Annotated in this window: 13 protein-coding genes; 3 read left to right on the forward strand and 10 right to left on the reverse strand. The window is 51.9% G+C overall.

The genetic code is table 11. The features are described 5' to 3' along the window. Positions 1-73 precede the first annotated feature (73 nt). The gene (locus K3T82_RS35340; RefSeq protein ID WP_220198174.1) at positions 74-1588 is read left to right on the forward strand and encodes an MDR family MFS transporter; all 1515 of its coding nucleotides are present in this window, start codon (positions 74-76) and stop codon (positions 1586-1588) included. Positions 1589-1747: 159 nt separating this feature from the next. Here the strand turns inward: K3T82_RS35340 and K3T82_RS35345 are convergent, their stop codons facing one another. Further along, complete coding sequence (locus tag K3T82_RS35345) at positions 1748-3787, reverse strand: serine/threonine-protein kinase (RefSeq protein WP_236031771.1); 2040 nt, start codon at positions 3785-3787, stop codon at positions 1748-1750. A gap of 19 nt (positions 3788-3806) precedes the next feature. Next, positions 3807-6026 (reverse strand): serine/threonine-protein kinase, encoded by a 2220-nt coding sequence (locus K3T82_RS35350; protein WP_220198176.1) that lies wholly within the window; start codon positions 6024-6026, stop codon positions 3807-3809. A gap of 1192 nt (positions 6027-7218) precedes the next feature. On the opposite strand from K3T82_RS35350, the gene K3T82_RS35355 reads away from it, so the two are divergent. Beyond that, positions 7219-8073, forward strand: coding sequence for a hypothetical protein (locus K3T82_RS35355; protein ID WP_220198177.1), 855 nt, complete (start codon positions 7219-7221; stop codon positions 8071-8073). Between the two features lie 374 nt (positions 8074-8447). On the opposite strand, the gene K3T82_RS35360 is transcribed toward K3T82_RS35355, so the two are convergent. The 7 genes from K3T82_RS35360 to K3T82_RS35390 form a co-directional block, all read right to left on the reverse strand. After that, complete coding sequence (locus K3T82_RS35360) at positions 8448-10538, reverse strand: serine/threonine protein kinase (RefSeq protein ID WP_220198178.1); 2091 nt, start codon at positions 10536-10538, stop codon at positions 8448-8450. A gap of 663 nt (positions 10539-11201) precedes the next feature. Next, positions 11202-12545, reverse strand: coding sequence for a hypothetical protein (locus tag K3T82_RS35365; RefSeq protein WP_220198179.1), 1344 nt, complete (start codon positions 12543-12545; stop codon positions 11202-11204). A 204-nt stretch (positions 12546-12749) separates the two neighbouring features. Beyond that, positions 12750-14051, reverse strand: a complete 1302-nt coding sequence (locus K3T82_RS35370) for a hypothetical protein (RefSeq protein ID WP_220198180.1) — start codon at positions 14049-14051, stop codon at positions 12750-12752. A 248-nt stretch (positions 14052-14299) separates the two neighbouring features. Further along, on the reverse strand, positions 14300-14962 hold the full coding sequence (locus tag K3T82_RS35375) for a response regulator transcription factor (protein ID WP_220198181.1): 663 nt from the start codon (positions 14960-14962) through the stop codon (positions 14300-14302). Between the two features lie 7 nt (positions 14963-14969). Then, on the reverse strand, positions 14970-17099 hold the full coding sequence (locus K3T82_RS35380) for a sensor histidine kinase (RefSeq protein ID WP_220198182.1): 2130 nt from the start codon (positions 17097-17099) through the stop codon (positions 14970-14972). A gap of 91 nt (positions 17100-17190) precedes the next feature. Then, the gene (locus K3T82_RS35385) at positions 17191-18483 is read right to left on the reverse strand and encodes a hypothetical protein (RefSeq protein WP_220198183.1); all 1293 of its coding nucleotides are present in this window, start codon (positions 18481-18483) and stop codon (positions 17191-17193) included. Position 18484: 1 nt separating this feature from the next. After that, positions 18485-19114: a hypothetical protein gene (locus K3T82_RS35390; RefSeq protein ID WP_220198184.1), complete on the reverse strand. Its 630-nt coding sequence runs from the start codon at positions 19112-19114 to the stop codon at positions 18485-18487. A 442-nt stretch (positions 19115-19556) separates the two neighbouring features. Here K3T82_RS35390 and K3T82_RS35395 point away from each other — a divergent pair, with 442 nt between their 5' ends. Then, positions 19557-22586, forward strand: coding sequence for an ATP-binding protein (locus tag K3T82_RS35395; protein ID WP_220198185.1), 3030 nt, complete (start codon positions 19557-19559; stop codon positions 22584-22586). Positions 22587-22626: 40 nt separating this feature from the next. Here K3T82_RS35395 and K3T82_RS35400 read toward each other — a convergent pair whose 3' ends face one another. Beyond that, the gene (locus K3T82_RS35400) at positions 22627-23910 is read right to left on the reverse strand and encodes a hypothetical protein (protein WP_220198186.1); all 1284 of its coding nucleotides are present in this window, start codon (positions 23908-23910) and stop codon (positions 22627-22629) included. Positions 23911-23925: the final 15 nt, after the last annotated feature.

A 23925-nucleotide genomic window follows, 5' to 3' on the forward strand; every position in this document is an offset into this window, starting at 1 on the left:
GTACAAACTAATTTACTCGAGGCACACGATTTTACGCGTGAGCTTTGCTGTATTATAATTCAAGGAGAATAGTGTGCAAGCTTTTACCAGTACGAAGCATCGAGAAGGTGGTATACCTTATAAATGGATCGTCGTCATCGTTGTTCTCTTCGGTTCTTTTATGAGTATTTTGGATCAGACCATCGTCAACAATGCTTTACCTCGCTTACAAAGTGCTTTCGGTGTCGATTTCAATAGTTTGCAGTGGATTATTACCGCTTATACACTCACACAAGGGGTTGTCACACCAACGACTGCCTTTTTTAGCAATCGCCTGGGAACCAAGCGGTTCTATGTGATTGCCCTTGCCATTTTTACGCTAGGATCTGCACTCTGTGGCTTGGCCTGGAACTTGCCAGTGCTTATTTTCTTTCGGATTGTACAAGCAATCGGCGGTGCAGCTCTCTTCCCCCTGGCGATTACCCTGTTGTTTACCGAATTTCCACCGCATCAACGGGGCTTGGCGACTGGCATTCTGGGTATCTCCGCGCTTATGGCTCCTGCTATTGGCCCTACCCTTGGTGGCTATATCGTGACCTATGCCGATTGGCCGCTCATCTTTTATGTCAATGTACCAGTTGGGGTAATCGGAATCATCCTGGCACTTTTCCTTTTACGCGAGCACACCACTGCCAACAAGGTGTCTTTTGACCTGCCTGGATTCATCTTCGCGGCCCTGGGCCTCACTGCTCTTCTCTACGCTATTTCCAATGCGACCAGTGCCGGATGGAACTCACCCTATGTGCTCTCGTCGCTTATAGGGGGCTTGTGTGCATTGCTTCTCTTTGGGCTCATCGAGTTCAACATCGCCAGGCGGGGGAAGCAGCCGCTGGTCGACGTGCGTCTTTTTGCCAACGGGCCATTTCTCTGCAGTAATATCGCCAGTGCCCTGATCAGCTTTGGCTTTTTCGGCGGCCTCATTCTTTTCCCCATCTATACTCAGAATTTGCGGGGCTTAGATGCATTTTACTCAGGACTAGTCACCCTGCCCCTGTCTATTACATCTATGCTGGCAGCAATTGTCGGAGGGCGGATCGTTGATCGCTTCGGCCCTCGCGTGGTGCTCTTTCCGGGATTGGTGTTTATGGCCCTCTCTACCTGGCAACTGACACAGATGACACAGACCACATCCTATACCTGGTTTGTCCTAAACATGGCGCTACGGGGGCTCGGATTAGGTTGCTTGCTTCAGCCGCTGACAGTCTCGGCTCTCTCCAGGGTGCCTCGGACCCAATTTGCGCAGGCATCGTCTCTCAATACGGTCGTCCGATTTGTCTTTACCTCTCTGGGTATCGCCGTCCTGGCAACGGTTGTTCAGAACCGTGCGGCTACTTATAGCAGTGACTTGGCTCACCTGTTACAGCCAACAACGCATTCCACACTTGAACTTATCCGGAAACACGGCCTGGAACTTGCATTACAAGACGCCTTCTGGATCACGCTTGTAATCTTTCTCCTTGCTTTTCTCGCTGTCGCTTTTCTCCGTGTTCAGAGGCACGGGGAAGAGGAAAAGAGCGAAGCGGTTGAGCCGACAGCCCAGAGAGTTTAAAGGAGCACCTCCTTCCTCCCCATGTTTGAAAAACAGGTCCTCCAGCGGCGAAATTTGGTGAAAAACGCATTTGACAAGGGTCAGCGATACAGGGAATCATCGAGGTGCCTCGATGATTCCCTGTATCGCTGACCCTTGAGGAGAAGAGAATAGGTCTTCCTACACTGCCTGCCAGATCTCGATCCTGCCCTTCTCGTCACCGTTGGCTATCATGTGTCCATTGGGCGACCAGGCAAGGCTGTAAACATCCGATGTATGGGGAGCATAGGTGTAGAGTATGCTCCCGGTGTCGGTGTTCCATAAGAGAATCGCACCAGCTTGTCCATAGGAGGCAACTTTCTGGCTATCAGGTGACCATCCGATCGTAAAGGCATAGCCTTGTTGGGCGCAATGCGCTAGCCGCTGTCCAGTGCGTGGGTCCCAGATTTCGGGTGGATAGCGATAATGGAGGCTAATGCAACGCTGGCTATTGGGTGACCAGAAATATGGGAGAGTTGGTGAGTAGCCACCCTCCGTTGTATCGGTCGAGATCAATTGCTCGTCAGCAAGGCTATAGACAACATTCTCGTCGCGCGTGACGATATACTTGCCATTTGGCGAAACAGAGCAGGTGTAGCTTTCATCGATATTTCCCTTTGCAAATCGTTGGATATCGCTCACGTTTGCAAAGGGATTCCAACGGATGATATGACCACTCGTGCCGCCTATCGCGAGGATCTGGTTGGCCTCGTGCCAGTAGATCTGAGTGATGGTGCTATAATCGTTCTCAAACGATGCTACCTGTTTGCCAGTAGTAGACTCCCAGACCTGAAGCGATGCACTTCTGACCGAGTCACTCCCGATCCCTCCAGAAGCGATATATTTGCCGTCCGGTGACCAGGCCAGCACATAAATTGTATCAGTGTGGCCCTGGTAAATCACCGGGTGTTTGCCAGTCAGGGCATCCCAGACATGGATCAGGTGCTCATTGCTCGATGGAGAGGCGGGATTAAAGGTATCGCTGCTACCAGAGGCGATGCGTATCCCATCAGGCGACCAGGCGAGTGAACTGATGGGACCGTTCTGCCCATGATAGGAAGAGTAGACGCCGCCCCTGGGGCGAGTTGGTTGAACAACTGTGGGCATAGGTGTCTGGCTAATCGTATTAGGTGTGGGTTGTGTGTTCTTCCACCAGAGCAAGCCAGCGCCTCCGATCAGCCCTAGCGTTGCCATACCAGTGCCACTCGCAATGAGCAGGGAGCGACGAGAGACTTTTTGGTCGGAGTGAGGGTTGAGTGATCGTTCTGGCTGTGTGGGAATTGGCGCGGAAAGAGTGAATTGTTCATGCCCCAGGTGGGGTGAAAGGGCTGTAGGAGCCAGCCGTATCGGAGGGAGCATGTCGCGGCGCTCAGTTACGAGCGAGCCATAGTACGCACTGGCAAGGGCGTTGGCGAAAGCACCCACACTGGGGAAGCGCTGCTCTGGCTCCTTGGCGAGGGCGCGTAGGATCACAGCCTCGATTTCCTCTGAGAGGTCAGGAATGCGTTCACGTAATGGGTCTGGCGGTATGAGGGCGTGTTGTGTTGCGACCTCAACATAACTTCCAGTAAAGGGGGGCACACCACAGAGCCATTCGTAGGCGATGATACCGAGTGCGTACTGGTCACTGGCTGGTTGGAGTTGGTGCTGTAGCTGTTCGGGGGCCATATAGTTGATGGTGCCAACAAGTGTTTGCTCCTTCCGCTTATTTGCGAGAATAGCGATACCAAAATCGCTTAGATGCAACTGATCGCCTGTCCCAAGCAACATGTTCTCTGGTTTCACATCTCCGTGAGCCAAGCCCCCTCCATGCAGATAATCGAGCGCCTCAGCCATCTGCTCAATACAGACAAGAAGCGTCTCCATGGGGAGGCGCGAGCCATGCGGGAAGCGCTGGCGCAGCGTCCCATAAGGGAGATACTCCATCACCAGGAATGGTCTGTCATGGTACAGGTCAAATTCGAGGATCGAGACAATATGAGGATGACGCAGGGCCGCTAACAAGCGTGCCTCCTGCAGAAATTGGTAAGTGCTCTGCTCTTCTGTATACAACAGCTTGATTGCTGCAGCCGTTTGTAGATAGATATGCTCTCCCAGATACACTTCCGCGAAGCCACCGCGCCCTAATAGCCGCTGGATGCGATAATTGCCCAGGCGAGCATTGATCAGGTTCTGGGCCATACTAGCTTTATCCTTATAATTAATTCCCAACTTGCCAGACGCGTACTGTCTGATCCTGTTGCAAGCCCCCGGCTGTACTGGCGAGATATCTGCCATCTGGCGACCAGGCAAGAGCGGTGATAGTATCCTCGTGCCCGGCACAGGTTGAGGCTAAGCCCAGATCCTGACCGTTCCAGACACGAATGGTCTGGTCAGCAGTGGTCGCGGAGGCAAGATAGCGACCATCTGGAGACCAGGCAACGGGGGTGGCATACTGGTTATAATTCTGGTTATAGCTTTTGCCAAGCGAACCGGCATCCCAGATCTCAACAGAGGTACTGCCCGCTGAAGCAATCCAGGTATTGTGAGTGGAAGACCAGGAAAGCGTGGCAGTATCGCCAAGCGTGTTTCTCAGGTCAAATTTGTGTTTGTAGGGATCAGGATCAGGTTTGCTTCCTAACGTCCAGATGATCGTCCAGCTAAAAGCTCCATTAGGATTGGTCAGGCCGAGAGCTAGTTGCTTGCTATCCGGCGACCAGGCAATAGCCTCCACCGCATCGGGAACAGAGAGTGTATAGAGGGGGTCATGATTGGTATTCCCATCCCAGATACAAAGAAGCGTGCTCCCCAGGCCGCTCGTATTCCTTCCCGAGACAGCCAGGAATTTGCTGTCAGGCGACCAGGCAATGTGCTGACCAGGGAGCGTAAAGTATGCGCGTCGCTGGTGAGAAGTTGTGTCAAATATCTCGACCATTTGTAGAGGATAGTCATTGGTTGTGGAACCCTCATTTTCAAGAACGGCGAGAGCTTTACCGTCTGGTGACCAGGCAATCTGGAGAATCTGCGGCATCGATAGGTTGCTGATGCTCCAGAGATCCTCACCTGTGGTGGCATTCCAGACATGCAGGAGCGTATCGCCTTCGACGGAGGCCACATAGGTACTGTCCTTCGACCAGGCCACACTGGTAAGTTTACTCGTGTGCTTATAGGTGTGAAGCAGCCTGGCCTGATTGAGAAAGCGGCTCGTGATGGTCGTGTCATTGGTCGAGGGATACTGGCTTTTGTTCGTTGTATCAGGATGTGTGCCAAACGCAAAATGGGTAGAGCCCCACCAGGTAAGTCCACTGCCAACCAGCATGGCAGTAATCAATCCGCTCCCGATCAAGGCCCGTCGCGAGTAAGATGCTCCTTGGGTGGATGCGGGTGTCTCTGTAATGGGTGAGAACTGGGGAGGAAGTGTACCATAAGCGGGGGGAGCGGTTCGCGTTGGCGCGAGGCTATCCGGCGTCGGGGCGACCGCTAGCGTTGATCCCGTGCCCAGTGGTGGTATGGGAAGTTGTTGTGCTATCTGATATGGTGCCACAAGAGCATATGGAGGCGTGGACTCCGACATGACTGGCCCAGGAGTAAAATCCTGAGGGCTGAGATAACGCCCGCTGAGGTGTGCCTGCTCCAGCGCTTCCGCAAAATCCTGTACACGGGCGTAACGCCGGTGATAATCCTTAGCGAGCGCGGTGAGTATAACCTGCTCAACTGCCAAGGAGATCTCTGGTACACACTCGCGCAGAGATCTGGGAGGTGTTGTGAGATGCTGGGTAGCGATGGCGAGATAACTTTCACCCTGGAATGGGCGCGTTCCGGTCAGCCATTCGTAGACCACGATAGCCAGAGCATATTGGTCGCTAGCTGGTCGCGGCTTGCCCCGCAACTGCTCCGGCGCCATATAGGGGATCGTGCCGGTAATCTCTTCTACCGTCTGCGAGCGAGAATTGCGCACCTGTGTGGCAATGCCAAAGTCGCTCAGAAAGACCTCATCCTGCTCATCCAACAGCATATTCTCCGGCTTGATATCGCGATGGATCAGTCCGTGATCGTGCGCGTATTGTAGCGCTGAGGCGATCTGCTTGAGGGGAGGAAGGATGGCCTCAGGAGAGTGAGGAACGCCGCGCTCAAAATAGTGGCGCAGAGTGCCATGAGCGGCATAATTCAAGACCAGATATGCAGTATCGTCTTCGATGCCAAACTCCAGAATACGGACGATGTGAGGATGCCGCAGCCTGGCAACAGTGCGGGCCTCGGCGAGAAATCCCTCTTGATCGGCCTTACTCAGCTGTGCCTGGAGCACCTTGATTGCGGCCTGCATTTCAAGGTGTTTGTGAAGGCCCAGATAAACCTCAGCAAAGCCTCCGGCACCTAGTCGTTTCGTCAGCGTATAATTGCCAAGTTGCTTGCCAAGGAACCTGCCAACCAAATGAGTCATGTCTGTCAACAGCCTTTCGTCTCGAAGTAAATTTCGATACCAGATGAAATATCCTGAGCGGAAGAATCTGCCTGAGAAGTGCCCCACATTGTCCTCACCCGCGCCACTCTAGGCGGCTTGATCGGCAGGCTGCGAAAGCCAGATTTCCCTCGCCCATCATTCATCCCAATGATGGTTGGCAAAACCTGCATATCTCATGCACCGCAGCCAGGAAGCAGTTGTTGCGTTTGAGCGCTTCGCGGAGATTTGACGGAGCATCTTTATGACCTTTTCATTTAGAGAACGAGCGCTGATCCAGAAAAAAAGGCGCAGATGGTGAGCCAAATCCCTTTAAGAAGAAATGGCCTAAGATTCTTTATGTTATCTTCTGGTTTGCAGATCTGATGATGCTCATATACTGTTTTATACCTCCTTGAGATCATTGTCTGCTTTTTCAGAAGCTTACAGGGAAAAGGGAAATTCTGCCAGGACAAAAACCGGTCAAAATAGGCGAATTTGCTCATATCACTGCATATGCTGATTTTCTTTAATTTTACTCCAAATATAGTAGAAGCAAAGAAAATCAGAAGAAAGGAACTATTTCCATGCATTTTGAAAGCCGCTTGCGCGAAGAGCGATTACCCATCATGTATTCTCTAACATCGAGTGCAGATTTTTTCTGTTTAGGTACAAAATCACTCGTTAGGTAACATCCCCTGGGACGAAGAAAGGCAAGTAGAAACTGAAGTACTCAATGTTCCTCTGATACGATTCTTGAGCAGACACTCTCCTTGATGCTCAAGATCCAGATCAACAAGGTATAACATCATCTCAGTGTCCTGGAATGATCTCCGTTGGGACCAGATAGATCTTCATGTGCTTGCTTTACATAAACAGAGGTGCCTCTCATGAGCCTTTAAGCAAGCGAGTGATAGCCTCCGTTCGCATAACGTAGCGATGAGCTCAACATGAGAATTGTTGGTTATCTGTCATTATGCTTGCAGTCGCATGGAAGCGATAACTAGGAACAGCTTGTTCTCAAACGAGAGGGAAAAGAGCTACACTCAGACGCTCCCCCAGGCTACCAACGCAAGTGGCTTCCCCCTCTTGCCCCTCCTTTTGGTGGATGATTTCCGCCCAGACTGAATATATACTGACATCTACAACTTCCTGTATATGCAGCACCATCATTCAGCAAAGGAGAATTTTGGCAATGGAGACGTCTCTGTCAGAGGAAAAGAGAGCAGTCAAGCAAGCAGCAATTGCTCGTCTTGATCTGCTTACTATTGCTGCAATTGGCATCGTCGCCTATTTGCTTGCATCCATTACCCATGAAGCATTGGGACATGGACTGGCAGCTATCCTTCTGGGGCTCCATCCACAACATGTTTCATCGGTTGACCTCGAGGTAAGTTTTGTCGGCGTGCCTGACTGGAAACGGCAAGTTGTCGATGCTGCTGGCTGCAGTGCTCAAGTAATAGTCGCGTTCCTCGCGCTCGGCATATTGTCTCTCATACGTACACGCGACGCGCACCTTCGCTACTTCCTCTGGCTTCTCTCCACGATCAGTTTGATTATCCCCGGTGGCTATCTTATGGTTCTCACTTTTGCAGGTTTTGGAGACTGGAATAGTTTTGTCGATGGATTACCATCGCCTCTGTTATGGAAGACGGCGCTGACTCTCCTAGGTATTCTTATCTCCCTGCTTGGGCTATTCCTGGGTGCCCGCAACCTGGAACCATTCGCCGGATATGCGACAAATGGGCCTGATAGTCGGAGGAAGCGTCGTATCACGTTGACCTTCACCCCCTACATAGCGGGTAGCGCAGCGCTGACACTCTCAGCTATCTTTAATCCGGTGAGCCCAATGCTGATCCTTATCTCAGGGGCCGCGGCAAGTTTCGGAGGAACGGCTTTTCTCATGGCAATCAACTCAGTTGCACGAAAACCACCTGCTACTGTCCCAAAAATGCCAGTTACGCCCATACGCAACTGGTTCTGGATATGTTGTGGTCTTGTTGCTCTGTTCATCTATTTCATTGTTCTCGGTCCAGGGCTTCCCCGTTGAATACAAACTTGCAAAATCCACATCCCCTGTCGCTTGTCTCTTTTTTCGGGGAAAAGAAAACGATGCATGTTCGCTACTACATCGTTTTCTTTCTTCACAAAATGCCCGGGAGCGCGTGCCTCATGCAACAAGAACCTTTGCGGCACACCGACACCTGGGACACCCGGAAATTTGGAGCGGCGGAATTGGGAGATTCACGTCGAACCGCTTGCCCTCTCCTCATTGAACCAGTCAGAGATGAGAGAGGCATAGCATTATCGTCTTTTTTGCGCGATTTGAAGCGGGGAGAGCCACACGTGTCTCCTTTCTTGAGGCGACAGTATCAAGAAAGGGTGACAAATATGCCATTTCTTGATACTGACAAAGCAGACGCTCTATTCCCAGTAGACGGCATCGATATAGATGCTGGTGCTGCCAGATGCATACATAGTAATGCCTACATTGAGTATCCCTGGGATGTTTTTCGATAAGGTATAACTTATGGCGTTCCACTCCCCTGCCGCGAGGCTAACCACCGGTCCATTAGCCCAATTACTGGTAATTGTGTTGCCAATCGCGATACTAGCTGAGACCGAGGGAGAACCTGCTGGTACATAGATATAGGCGGTAATTGTTTGCCCCTGAGAGAATGTGGCTCTGACAGAGGTGTATGATTGAGCATTGATATTTGCCTGAAGTGCGTATAGGCCCGCGTATGCATACTGAGAACTGGCCTGTAGGGGGCAGTTATCGCACGACCAGCCCTGAGGGGCACCCTCAAATGAATAGAAATCCGATGGTGGTGGCGGTGTCGAGACCGACGTTGGATTGGTGGCGGGACTCCCTGTGCTAGGGGTGTTACGAGGTTGGGTTGAGGACGTTTGTCCGGGTTTGGGAGTGCCTTGAGCCTGGGGGGTATTCTTAGGACCAGACGACCCTGGATCGCCAGATGTATGTGTTGCTTTTGATGTAGGGTGAACTCCTGGTGTGGTATTGGCTTCTGTCTGTTGCTGCTGAGTAGTGGTCGCAATAAGTTGCACCGGAAAATGTGTAGATGAGTTAGGTCGCTGGAAAGCATAAACGAGCGTTGTCGCACAAATGCAGACGAGAATGATGACAGTAATTGATAGGATGAGGAAGCCTCTACGCCTTTTTGAAACTGCAAGGGGAGCCTTTGGCTCTGTGTGTGGCGTGAGTATGGAGATATCTGTTTGCTCGCTTGGCGATAATGGCTCTACTGTCTCTTTAACCTCTACTGTCTCCTTAACAAAGAACTTGTCAGCCTTGCTGTCAACAAATAATGGTTCACGAGTTGAAGTTGCATTGTCGAATGGCTTCGTCGCCGGTATTGACGGTTGGGGCGTGGTCATACGCGTTATCTGCCTATTATCGATCGGCTTGCGAACGGTCGGCTGAGGTATAGTCATGGGGCGCGATGGTTGATCCTGAGATGCTGAGGAGGAACGCGGCGCGAGGGTGGATGTGATGCGTGTCGAGGGCGTCGGTCGCTGCGTTTCCTTGTTCAGGTGTATGTCCTTGCTCTTCTGCGCCTCCTGGCTGACACTGGTGAAGGCACTGGGAGGCGCCACTGGTGGGATGGCAGTTGCTTTGGTGGCATTCGTTGAATGAGAAATCTTCGTTTCTGATGGCTTCTCCATCGTAGCAGGTGTCTGGATCGCGGTCAGGAAATCCTGGACACGCTCAAAACCCTGCTGAGATTCGGGATCAAGCACTCTGTTCACCGCAGCCTGGATCTGCGACGGCACTGATGCCGGAAGCGTGACGCGAGCCTGTGGGAGCCAGTTGCCAGGCGAATTCATAGGGCGCGAATTGCGAGAGGGTGTCGAGGAGGTCTGCCCACTACTCAGGATACTCACAAAGATGCTGACCAAAGCATAGAGATCGCTTTGCTCGCTATATTCACCATGTGGTTGCGAAGGCAAAGGTTTAAGGGAAGGTTCTGAAGATGTGTTTGTAGGCAAAGAAATGAAATAGAAGTCGGCGAGCAGTGCCTCGTTATTGGCATTGAAAAGAATGCTCTGTGGAGTAAGATTGCCGTGCACGGTATTGTGCTCGTGAGCGTAGGCGAGCGCCTCGCCAATACGTGTAGCAATCGTTAAGGCTTCATCGAGCGAGAAGGGCTGAGGCCACTGGCGCAAGATACGGTTATGCAGGGAACGAAAAGGAGCGAAGTCGTTAATGATATAAGGGGTAGAGGTTTCTTCTTCGATCCCATAGGCAACGATAGGTAAGATATAGGAATGCTTCAATTCCTGAAACAATTGAGCTTCACGAAGAAATTGTCGCTGACTATCTGGCAAGGAAAGCGAGTGAGCGTGGAAATGCTTGAGAACCACGGTCTGCTTTTGGTGAGCATCGTTTGAAGTCTCTCCCAGATAGGTATGGCTGTGTGAATGAAATGAAAGCTGGGCGGTAAGTAAATAGCCAGCAAGAGTCTTGCCGACAAGGCTTTCCGTCGTTTGCATTGGAGTACTCCGGTTGTAGAGGGACCAGTAAGGTACTAAATAATAGGAGGTAGGAATTTCAAAATAGATATAATTGAATCTACTTTATATTGTACAGCTTTCATGCCGAAATTCAAGATACTAGGAGTAGCGGGCAAGGCACTTATCAGGCTGGATCATCTGATCAGGGCAATTACCACCATCCGGCAGGCGCTGAACCATAAGCCAGAGCATGGTGCGTGGTTTGTCACTCATCACCCCCTGTTCAACCAAGTCGCATCTTTTTATTGCTAGTAGTTCCTGGCACGGCCTTATTCAGGTTGTGCCAGGAACTATCGTGGACAGCAGTTCATTTACCATCGATTGCGCCACATGATGCAATCAAGCTGACAAGCCAATCATCGAGCAACTTTGACGTCTTGGGCTCAGTTATCATCTTGATGATCTCGATTGACTCTTAAAAGGAGATGCCCCGGTTGTAACCGTCGCTTTGGATTTGCCAGGTCGAAGTAACTGTAATAATGCTTCCGCAGCGGGGCCCGAAGATGCTGGATTCAGACCAGTTATCAGCTTGCCATCAATCTGCACATAGGAAGTGTCAAGAACTGGACGGTTCTTTCAGACAAGAGCACCTTTTACCGATATTTACGCCTGCGGCGCATTTACAAATCTAGCCGAATGATCCTACTTCCTACTTGTGTTTGGTTGGGGGACTGCACCAGAAGACGATGACTGGTGCCGATCCTCAATCAGCCAAAGCGAGAGCTGTTCTGGTTGCACTGTTTCTTGCACAACCTGAAGAATATGCCCACACAGAGGCTCCAACTCAACCTCCTGCTGGACTGTGGCACGAAACCCCTCTAAGGCGCGTGCAGCATCGTATTTTTGACGATAGAAGCGCTGGTCAATTATTTGTTGGATACGCTGGCGCAAGGGGTGAAAGAGCGTTGCCACAAGGAGAGTAGAGATGACAATCACTGGAGCTTCATTTGCTTTGAGCCACACATCAACAACCGCTTGCCCACCAATGATCAACCCAATGTAGATCAGCCCCAGCAGGAGTGTGAGCAGACCATAGACCAGGCTGCGATTGATGATGACATCGATATCCCACAGTCGGTAGCGCAGCAGGGCTATTCCGATCCCTATTGGGATCAGCACAAAAATGCCCGTCCAGATAACAGGATTGGCGAGGTGATACCAGGAGTCCGGTTCGTTCAGGATAGGGATAACTAAAGGGAGCAGATTCTGCAGAATCAGTCCAATGACAAAGGCAGCAAAGCCGGAAGCGAACCACTTGATCTGCTGGCGCTCTATCGCCGATGCAGCGGCTCGGTAGCGATACACCTGCATTCCCACAGTGATAAGAAAAATCCCATATGCAGCAACACCGAACCAGGTGAAGAGTGGTGCAAACGACAAGCAAACCAGAACCACGAATAGCACAGGCAATAGCCAGGCCCACCGTGGTACAAAACGGCCATCAGGAAAAATGGCAAAGAGCGTCATCAGTCCAATCCATGCCAGAGGCTGGAGCAGATCTCCCAGCAAGCCGAGCAGGCCAGGAAGAGGAACATGCTCAATGCTCACGCAGGCAAAGGTAATGAGCCAGAGAGAGGTGAACAGACGTATGCGCCTCTGTTTTGTGCGCCAGAAGATGAGCGTTGCCAGCCCCAGGTAAAACACGATCTGGATCAGATCGCATATCAGGGCATAGAGGGCATAGCCTTCCGGCAACCAGCCATAGTGTGCTAAGGCTGGGAATTGCGTCACTGAGAGTTGAACCACCTGAGCACAACTACCTCTGGTTGGATCAGCACAAGCCGTATGATAGAATGCAAAAGCTGCCACAAGATTGTTTACAAGATAGAACAGATCACAGACGACAAGAAGGCTGCAGAGTGCCTGGACCAGCCAGAATATCAGCCTTCTCAAACGCATCTCTGATTTCATCGGCTTGTTTGGGTAAGCTGAGAAAGCAGCATGCAATGCCCTGCCTTTCGATTGATTCTGGGAAGTCTGATCCATATCTGGTTAGTCCTTCTTTTTTCTTTCGTCGGTAGCGGCACATCTCTTGTCGTACTAGTTTTCGTTTTAAAACCGCACTCATCCAATTCTAGCATGGAAAGTGTCCTAAAACCGTTACGGTTCTTCAAAACTTTATCGAGTGAATATCGCGGAGTAGTCAGCCTACAACTCTCTCACCCCTTTAATCATCCTTATCCACGCCACTCACAAGGGGCGACCAACTTCTACAACCTGCTTTTTGGTCTCTTGTGAAAGTGGGAGCACCCATAGCGAGGTGTGCGCAGGCTGCATCGTTTCCTGAACAACCGTCAACAGATGCTCACTCAACTGGTCCAGCTCCACTTCCTGACGCAACATGGTGCCGAACCCGTCAACCATTTTGCTCGCGTCATACCTACGCCGGTAGAAGCGCCGATCGATCGCCCACTGAACGCGTCGGCGTAAAGGGTGGAAGAGAGCAGCGATGGCCAGGGTCGAGCCAATAATGAACACCGGATGGTCCTGCTCCTGGCCGGCCAGAACATATGCAAGGGACTGCAATGCCAGGATGAGGCCAACGTAGATGAGCGCCAGAATGGCTGTAAGGATGCTATAAACCAGGGTGCGGCGGATCAGGATGTCAATGTCCCACAGGCGATAGCGGAGAATAGCCACCCCAATACCCAGGGGGAGAAATGCGAACAAGAAGAATCCGAGTTCTTCGTTAAACGCGAAACCGTCTTCAGGCAAGAAAAACGAGAAGGCAAAAATCGCCAATCCCAACAAAAACCACTTGGTCTGCTGTTTTTCGAGCGGTGAAGAGACGCGCCAATAACGATACACCTGGCTCAAGAGAATCAGGAATACTTCCAGGCCGATCGGATAGGTAAATAGGGATTGGAGAAACTCATCATTCAATATCGCTGGCGGTATCAGAGCGTATGTCGCCAACACACTCACTACTTCCAATGTCAGGTGAATCAAGGACAATGGCACAACCAGCCACAACGCGCGACGTGGAGTTGGTTTGCCATTGGGAAAGAAAAAGAAATAGAGCAAGAGCAGCGGCCAACACACCGCATTGGCGTCGTAAAACGCAAGAGGAATCAGCCTCGCGGCATAGATCGGATTGTTAAACAAGTACTCCCCGATGAAAATTACAACGAAGGCGCTATACCAGGCAAACCAGTTCTTGCGCGCCCGCCATACAATCACGGTCGCGACAACCAGGATCGGCAGCGTAAAGAGTATATCAAAGATAATTTGCTCAATGGCATACTGGGAGAGCGTCAGCCCGCGCGTGGCTGCCCCACTCTGTACAAAGGCATTGCTTATAAAAACCTGGGTACCGATGACGTATGGTTCAATGGTTAGGGCTGTCACGCGCTCATAGTACAACGGCAGGCTGGCAAAACCCACAAGCAAAAAGACGACATTGACGAAGAAAAGCGCCACAAAAAACCAGAGAAGTAAGCGCTCTCGCGCGGACCTGGACGTGACCATGTTCTGGGGTGTGATCTGTTTCACTCTAACCTCATCATTTCGGTCTTTTTCTACTCATCTTTTCTGCCTTTCATATTACCATCTCTGCGTCCCAAAATCGTTACAACTTCTTGTGTGCCTGCAAGGGCACGGCATTCCTGCTCACCTGCAAAGATCGAATAAAAGTGATAATGCCTGGTCAGTTGTGCGCATTTCAGACCCACGATCAATGTCCCCTTATTCATCTACCCTATAGGATGTCGTTAAAAGTGATTTTGGGGAGTCTCTCTTGCCTATGTTCCCCAACCAGCTTCTCGGGCGCGGATAATAGCCTGGGCGCGCGTGGCAACCTGAAGTTTGCTGAAGATATTCGAGACGTGATTGCGCACGGTTTTGGGGCTGAGCACGAGGCGCTCGGTAATCTCGCTGTTGGTAAGGTGCTGAGCAATCAAGGCGAGGATCTCTTGTTCGCGCTCGGTCAGTTCAGGAAAAGCCTGAGCAGGGGGCGCGGATAGGGGTGTGGAAGGTTTGAGCATGGCGAAGTAGGACATCAGGCGTTTAGCGATCGTAGGCCCGAAGATGGCCTCTCCCTGGCTCACTCCGCGAATGGCGCGCAGGATTTCGGCCTTGAGCGCGCCTTTGAGAAGGTAGCCACGCGCGCCAGCCTGCAGAGCAGCAAAAACGGAATCATCGTCTTCAAACATAGTCAGTACGAGGATGCTGATATGCGGGCTGGAAGCAAGAATGGAGTGTGTTGCCTCGATGCCGCTACCATCAGGCATATGCAGATCCATCAAAATAACGTCAGGCTGCAGATCTGCAACCCTTGCCATAGCCTCTCTACCTGTAGCGGCCTCACCAACGGTCTCGATATCGCCTTCCGAGCGCAAGAGCGCGCGCAAACCTTCGCGAAAGGGCGCATGATCATCGGCAATCAGTATGCGGATTGGCTCCATAATTTAATTACTCCTGCTGTTTTGTTCCAAGTGGCAGAGCCACGATTACACGGGTTCCACCCAATGGCATCTTCTCTACACTACAGAAGCCACCCAGTTCAGCAGCTCGCTCGCGCATAGAGCGAATACCTATGCCCAGTGAGGGTGCGGCGGGGAGGCCGAGCCCATCGTCACTGATCGTCAGGTTGAGCGCGTCGTCATAGTCTAGCTGGATCAGGCATGAGCAAGGGCCCGCATGACGCATGACGTTGGTGAGCGCTTCCTGAATAATCCGATAGGCTGCGACCTCGACTGCGGCTGAAAGCTCCGGCTGGTGTGAAGGTGCGTCGAGCGTGACATGCAGGCCGGTATGCTCGTAGTGCATGATCTGAGCGCGCACAGCGGCGATCAGGCCGAGGTCGTCGAGAGCCGGCGGGCGCAAATCATAGACCAGGCGACGGATATCGCTAATAGCCGTCTGGGCCTGTTTGACCAGACTTTCCAGCAGGAATACGGCCTGATCAGGTTCTGTTGCAATAGCATCGCGGGCCGCTTCGGCCTGGAGCGTGATCGTGGCAAGAGCAGGACCAAGTCCATCGTGAAGATCGCGGCGTAGGCGACGTCGTTCCTCTTCACGAGCCATCACAAGTTGCGTGCGAGATTGCTGTAAATCGCTGGTCAATAACTGAAGGTTGGTGGTAAGGCGAATGGCGTGCGCAGCGATACCCGCCTGGCGCACCAGGTCATTCAACAACTGGCGATCAGTGGCTGAGAAGGGTTCGGCTGGTCCACGAGGCGAAAGAATAAGTTCGCCAATCTGCTCACTTTGGTAGGTAAGAGAGAGAGAAAGAGGCTTCTCTCTCAGTTCGCCATAGGATGCCGTGGTCAAGAGTTCGCTTCCTTCTTTTAAGGCAATCGCGACATAGGGCAACTTGAGCGCCTGGGCAACTGTTTCCACAATGGTTGGCAGAACTGTTTCGGGAGCCAGCGCTGCTTCCAGGCGGCTTCCCAGGCGCGAAATAACTTTGTATGGATCGTCGCGTTCTCCATACAGCAGGCGATTGACGACCTGCTGGAGACGTTCGCGCAGCGGTTGAAAGAGGACCGCGATCAAGCCGGTCGCCAGCAGCGAGATAAGCAGGTTGCCGCTGGCTTGCAGCAATGCGCCAAGCCCGACAACGACCAGGACATAAAGAGCAACCACACAGGCAGTGAGTGCGCCATAGATCAGCGCGCGTTTGATGATGATATCGATGTCCCACAGGCGCGAACGCAGGATGGCAACGCCGATGGAGAGTGGGATAAGCGAGAGAAAGAGGTAGAGCAGGCTCCCACCAATCAGATCAGGAATGATCGGCAGTTGGATCACCGATGCCACAGTCATTAACGAGAGAAAGCCCAGCAGAGCCAGGGAGAGGCCAAAGACCACCCACTTCGTTTGTCGGCGCTGTTCAAAGGTGGAGACACGTCGATAACGATACACCTGGGTAGCAACCATGCTCAGGAGTAGGCCAAGAAAGATCACAAAGTCAGGGCCAGAATTCGTGGTGATCATACCCATTATCAGATTTTTGACGGCCCAGTACAGCACCCAGGCCAGCGCGATCCAAAACACCCAGCGCGGTGCGAAATGTCCCGAGGGGAACAGGTAGAAAAAGAGGCCAATACAGCAATTGCCGAAGAATGCCATCACGAGCGAGAGAATGTAGAGAACTAGCGAAAGCGATGGCTCGGGGTTGAAGCCGCGGAAGATCGCACCAAAGGTCACCAGAGATAAGGAGCCTAAGAGTGCCATCCAATCGTTGGACCGGCGCCAGAAGATTACAACACCGACAGTAATATAGATACATTCAAGAAAGATCGACCACGCGACACCCAGATACGCATAAAAATCGAGGGAGAGGCCCAGGTCTTGCAGTTCGTGCGCCTGGATCGCAGTAAGGCTGCTATTGTTGCTACAATCGGCGGCGGAACAGACGACGTGGGCATCGGCGAAGATGAAAGGGATGCTGGAGATGAAGAGACCGACAGACAGTGTGAGCACAACCAGCCAGAGCATCCTGGCTAGGATCAGCCAGCCTCCTCGCAGGCGCGCCTCTGCCTGACTCTGCACGCATTGAGGCGCGCCTGATTGCGTATGAGCCTGATCCAGATTCATGTTTTACCCGCCTTTGCTGGCAATCAATTCAACGCGGCGATTGTTTGCTCTTTATTCTACCCAAAGAAGGGCTGTGTGTATAGTGCCAGAACTACATATTCGTGCCCGATGTTCTTTTCGAGCCGATTTTACAGACCCAGAGAGAGATACTTTCAGGCTGCATAGTCTCCTCAATTATGGCCACCATATGCTCGCTTAGCTGGTTGAGATCGACCTCGCTTTGCAGGGTAGCGCTGAACGTCTCCAGCGTCCTGGTCGCATTGAACTTGCGGCGATAGAAGCGGCGATCAATCAGCGTCTGGATACGACGGCGTAGTGGCTGAAAGAGAAGCGCGATCAACAGGGTAGAGCCGACAATGGCAAACTGGTTCCCACTGAGAAAGATTTGCAAGATAGCCTGCAAAGCAAGTATGCTGCCTCCATAAATCAGCGCTAGAGAGACGGTCAGAATACCGTAGACCAGCGCGCGATTGATAATAACATCGATATCCCACAGGCGCGAACGCAGGATGGCAACGCCGATGGAGAGTGGGATAAGCGAGAGAAAGAGGTAGAGCAGGCTCCCACCAATCAGATCAGGAATGATTGGCAGTTGGATCACCGATGCCACGATTATTAACGAGAGAAAGCCCAGCAGAGCCAGGGAGAGGCCAAAGACCACCCATTTCGTTTGCCGGCGCTGCTCGTATGTTGAAACGCGTCTGTAACGATAGATTTGCGTAGCTACTACGCTCAGCAGCAGGCCAAGAAAGAAGATTAAATCCAGGCCAGAGTCGGCGAGAACCGTACCCAGAATCAGAGTTTTGATAGCCCAGTAGACTACCCAGACCAGCGCGAGCCAGCGTACCCAACGCGGAGCAAATGCTCCACTTGGAAACAGATAGAAAAAGAGGCCGACGCAACAATTGCCGAAGAATGCCATCACAAGGGCCAGAATATAGAGAAACAGTGAGGCCGAGGGATCTGGGTTGAAGCCACGAAAAACCGAACCAAAGGTCACTAGCGTCAAGGAACCTAAGAGCGCCATCCAGTCGTCGGCTTTGAGCCAGAAGATTATCACGCCAACTGTAACATAGACCACCTCAAGGAAAATCGAGAGTCCGACACCCAGAGCGCCATAAAAATCGAGAGAGAGGCCCAGATGTGCAAGCTGGCGTGCCTGATTCAGCGTGAGACCGCTGCTGCTACATTCAACGGCGGAAGGGCAGATGATATGGGCAGAGGCGAAAGCATCTGGGATGCTCGCGATAAAAGTGCTCAGCGACGCAACAACCAGGAACAGCCAGAGGATTCTGGCAACCAGGAGCAGCCTGCCCTGTAAATGTGATATAGCGGTGCCAGGTTGCCGGGAAGGCAGAACCTGGCTCGATGACGGTTGAGTCATATTATCCTCTTATGCTCGCTGGTAAAACGGCAGCATTGATTGAGGTATCAGCTTGCTTCGGCCACAGACCGATGGCCAGCCAAACCAGTCCGATCAAGACGATCACAGTGCCCAGATCACCGATGGGGCCCTGGAAGAAGCCACCGGCGAAACTGACCAGAGCACCGATGATGAGCGCCAGGCCAGGCCAGCGAGGTGGGGTAGAGGAGCGCAGAATGGAGATGCCCAGCAGGACGCCTCCTATGAGCAACATCAGGCCGTCAATCATAAAGAAGATGAACAATGGGGCAGGAGGTGGGCCACTCACGAGTGACGGATCTTTGACAGCCAGGTAGGGAAAGACAAAGGCAAAGATGGGCTCCGTGGCCAGGGCCATGAGGAAAAAGAGCGACGTGCAAACAGATCCGATCAGGCCCATAATCCCAATTCTCTGGTTGCCTCCAAGAGAGACACCAGGCAAGCCCAGCACTACCAGCATCGCGCCAAAAAGACGGATCAGAGCAGTGACAACGCTGAGCATATCAGCCGGGCCCGAGTCTACAAAAAAGCCAGGCACAATGCCAACGATCACGATAACACTGCCAGCGAGCAGGCTCAGCCCGCTCAAACGCTTTAAAGAAGTTGATAACATGAGTGATAGCCTCCTTGCAGGTTTTTCCTGCTTTCCATTGGTTGCAGGCACGCGGCAAAACATACCTGCGAGTGACGCGCCAGGGGAAAGAGCTGGCGCTACATTCACAAGTGCAACTTTTCAAATTGCTAATTCAATGGTACTGGAGAGGCTATTGCCTTGTCATGGGACAACGGCCTGATTCTTGCGGGCTGTTTGTCCTATGGAGAACACGCATTCGGGATACATGTCCTAGAAAATCACTGGGCCACATCAGTGCTCATCCAAGCAGCCCATGCGGCAAGGCACACGCAGGCGTATCTTGGCGAACAATAACCGTAGGCGCGCACTTCAGAAGCGCCTAAGCAACCTCCAGGGAGGAAGACTCCCCTTATCACATATTGCTTGTTTATTGTGCATATCTCTACAATAGCATATAATTATTGATGAAGCGGAGGTTGCAATGTCACGTCTGGCATTATATGTATTTGGGCCGCCACATATAGAGCGTGATGGTCGCCCGGTGACAACTGATACGCGCAAGGCTATCGCCCTGCTCGCCTATCTGGCAGTGACTCGTCAACGTCATAGTCGAGATGCGCTGGCCGCTCTGCTATGGCCGGATTATGATCAAACGCATGCGCGTGCAACCCTGCGTCGTACCCTCTCCACACTCAATAAGGCTCTAGCAGGCGAATGGCTGCAGATTGATCGTGAGACAATCAGCCTGAACCAACATCGTGATTTCTGGTTGGACGTTGATGAATTCAAAGCTCATCTGGAAGAGTGCCGCAACCACCAACACCAATCAGCCTCTTCTGTATGCGACGCTTGCCTGGAGCCACTCAACAGAGCTGCCGCGCTCTACACTGGTGATTTCATGGCTGGTTTTGCCTTACAAGATAGCGCTAGCTTTGACGACTGGCAATTTTATCAAGCCGATAGCTTTCGTCGCGAACTGACAAGTGTGCTTGAGCGGCTTGCTCAAGGCTACGGCGCTCGAGGAGAGTTTGAGACGGCCATTCTTTCCGCTCGGCATTTGCTCTCACTCGACCCTCTTCATGAGCCCGCTCATCGCTATCTCATCCAGCTCTATGCCTGGGCTGGGCGGCGTGCAGCCTCCATTCACCAGTATCAAGAATGTGTAAGGATTCTCAATGAAGAACTGGGAGTAGCTCCTCTGGAAGCAACCACACTCCTCTACGAATCAATTAGAACAAATCGTGGACTCCCTCCACCCACTCAGAAGCAGGATACAGCTCCCACTGAAGCATCCTTGACAATCAGGAGCACAGCACCAGTTTCGCTGCTAGAGCAACCTCCTCTTGTGCAGACTACTCCAATCTTCCCCTCTGGTCACTATCCCCTGGTAGGGCGCAAGAGCGAATGGGACATGCTAATCCATATCTACAAAAAAAAGATACCAGCAGGGTATGTTGTGGCCTTTGATGGTGAGGCTGGCATTGGGAAAACGCGTCTGGCGGAAGAATTTCTCGTCTATGCCAGAGCAAGAGGTGCAAATGTTATAGCCGTTCGTTGTTATGAAGGTGAAATGGATCTGGCCTATGTCCCAATTGCAGCGGGCCTGCGAACAGGCATAAAACAGCAGAACGATGATTGGCGAGAACAACTTCCCTCGCACTGGCTGCGCGAAGCGACGCGCCTCTTACCGGAATTGGCGGATCTAGATGCTGGTGTAGTGTCCCCACCCCTGCTGGATACCACAGGTGCGCAGAGCCGCTTCTTTGAAGGGTTACTTCAGACCTTGTTTGCGCTGGTTACGAGTAAGCCAAGCATCCTCTTCTTCGATGATATGCACTGGGCAGATGAAGCCTCGCTGGAGTTTTTAAGCTACCTGGTGAGAAGAATTGAGGGGAAACCAGTCTGCCTGCTTCTTACCTGGCGCAACGTACAACGCGACTCATTGCAACGTCTCCAGCGCCTTCTCGCCGAAATCCAGCACCACCATCAGGCAACCCTCTTTACCCTTTCACGCCTGGATCAATCAGCGGTTCAACACCTGGTCCAGCAGGCATCTTCCATTGATGATGATAGTTCCCACAATCTGACGCAGCGCCTGTATCGGGAAACAGAAGGCGTTCCACTCTTCTTAACAGAATATCTCAGCGCTATACATGGCGGCCTATTACAACCAGGCGACAATAACTGGGATCTTCCTCGCGGCGTACGCGATCTGCTCATTTCACGCCTGACGCTTGTGAGAGAGGCGAGCAGGCAACTGCTCGGTACGGCTGCGACGATTGGACGCTCCTTCGATTTTGATACATTGCGCGAAGCCAGTGGGCGCAGTGAAGAGGAGACTGTCAACGGTCTGGAGGAGTTAATCAACCAGGGACTCGTACAAGAGATGCGGGGAAACGGCACACACGATCAGGGTCGAATTTCCTTGCCTCCTTCCCATGGTCTAGAGCATGAACTTTTGCCCGTCTACGATTTCTGTCATGAGAAGATGCGTACGCTCGTTTACAGTGAAATGACACTCGCCCGGCGTCGCCTGCTCCACCGGCGTATCGCTGAAGCGCTGGTCGCGCGCCTGCGTGGACAGCGTGAAATGGGTGCGCTCATAGGACAGATTGCCCATCATTATCTGGCCGCAGGCAGGAAAGAGGCGACGAACTATTTCCTACAGGCCGGTGAGTACGCACGTTCCCTCTATGCCCATAGCGAGGCACTTGCTCACTTCCGCCAGGTACTGGCTCTAGGATATCCTGATACAGCTTACTTACAAGAAACAATCGGCGATCTGCACATCTTCCTTGGAGAATACGAGAGTGCATTGAGAAGTTATCAGGTAGCTCAGGCGTTGTGTACTGATCCGCATAGCCACGCTATGTTAGAGCATAAACAGGGGAAAGTGTATGAGCGTCGTGGCAAATGGGAGCTAGCAGAAGACCACTACGCGACCGCTCTGCGCCTGTTAGATCAATCTGGACAGGCTGAGCTGGCTGAGAAGCAGGCCCGAATCTATGCCGACTGGAGTCTCTCAGTGCATCATCGCGGGAAGCTTGAGCACGCGCTTGAACTCGCCCAGCGAGCACACGATCTGGCGGAAACGGCGAACGAGTCCCCTGCATTGGCTCAGGTCCATAATCTGCTCGGTATTCTTGCCAATAGCCGGGGCGCTCTAGAAACAGCGTATGCTCATCTTGAACGTAGTCTGGCACTGGCAGAGCATGTACAAGATACAAGTATCCGCGTGGCTGCTCTCAATAATCTCGCTCTGGCCTGCAAGGCCCGTGGTGAGATCGAGCGCGCTATCGCCCTGACAGAAGCTGCCCTGGTCCTTTGTATCTCTCAGGGCGACCGTCATCGTGAAGCCGCCCTTCACAGCAATCTAGCCGATCTCTTCCATGAGGCGAAGAGATCTCCCGAGGCGATGAACCAGCTTGAGCTTGCTGCCCGTATCTATAGCGAAATCGATATCGAAGCCGGCGCAATGCAGCCCGAAATCTGGATGCTAGTCGAATGGTAACCCTTCCTTATCAATCAACACCATGCTTGAAATCAGGAATTCACGCGTCTTGGCCGTGACCTTCTGGTCTATTTTCCTGCGGAACGCATAGCCAGAGTGTAACCTGTGTAGGTTGCATGGTCTCCCGCACGACTCCTACGAGTTGCTGACTGAGTTGTTCCAATTCAACCTCATCCCGCAATGTGGCACCAAAGTTTGCAAGTATTCTGGAGGTGTCATACTTGCGACGATAGAAGCGTTTATCAATGATGTCCTGAATGACTCGTCTAAACGGTTGAAATAGGACTGCGATGAGTAGCGTTGAAACAACAATGGTAATGGACGAAGTCTGTCCGATAAGGCTGTAGACCAGAGCTTGCAGTCCGATAACGCTACCAAAGTAGATAAGAGCAAGCGCCACCGTCAACAAAAGGTAGACCAGTGTGCGGTTGATCAAGATATCAATGTCAAACGCATTGGCATGAAAGATCGCCATGAAAAAACCAACAATATTGATGCCACAGCCAAAAAAGCCAAGTGTATTGATGAGAAGAAACCAGAGCGAGTCTGGGGGAGCCACAGCAGGTAACACGCCAAAGGTTAGCAGACTGAGCACAGTGAAGATACTTAAACTATAGATGATCCATTTCGTTGCGTTGTGCTCCCTGGCATTGAGCATCGTACGAGAGCGATAGATTAGGACCAAAATGATGATGGGAAAGCTCGTGATATTCAAGATATCGAGCACAGTAGAAAGTGTATCATTGATTGGCGGAATAACACTTGCCAGCGCGTAAAAAAGAAAGAGCCAGAGCGTCCAGCGAGAGGCAAATTGTCCATTGGGGAAGGCGAAGAATGCATAGTTCCCAATAGCACCGAGCCCAATCATGTTAATGAACACGAACGAGGGCATGCTTAGAAAAGGATAGGTGGCTGTGAGTGCTGGATAATTCGCCCCTTCATAAGCAGAGAGCCCAACCAGCAAAAAGCCAACGCTCAGCGGAACGAGTTGTCCTGGCTTCTTCAAGACGATCAACACTGCGACACCAACGCAGGCCAGAATATAGATTGTCTGAATCACAGTATAGGAATTCGCATACCATGTGACAGACAGCCCCATACGAGTAAGAGCCATCACATTCGCTGTTGTGAGTATTGGTACAGACTCACAATTTGCAGTGCATACAGTATGCAGATATGTATAACTAAGTGGAAAACCGATAATGTGACCAAGCACGATAAGAGCAGTGTAGAGCAAAAAACCTGCTGTCAGAAGCCTGGCAAATCGCCTTGCCGGGTGGTGCTCTTCTGGCGTCTGCGCGATGGCATTTAGCTGGTCATTCATGGAAATCTCCTTATG

Origin of the sequence: Ktedonospora formicarum (genome assembly GCF_016587355.1) — a bacterium.
Taxonomy (GTDB): Bacteria; Chloroflexota; Ktedonobacteria; order Ktedonobacterales; family Ktedonobacteraceae; genus Ktedonobacter; species Ktedonobacter formicarum.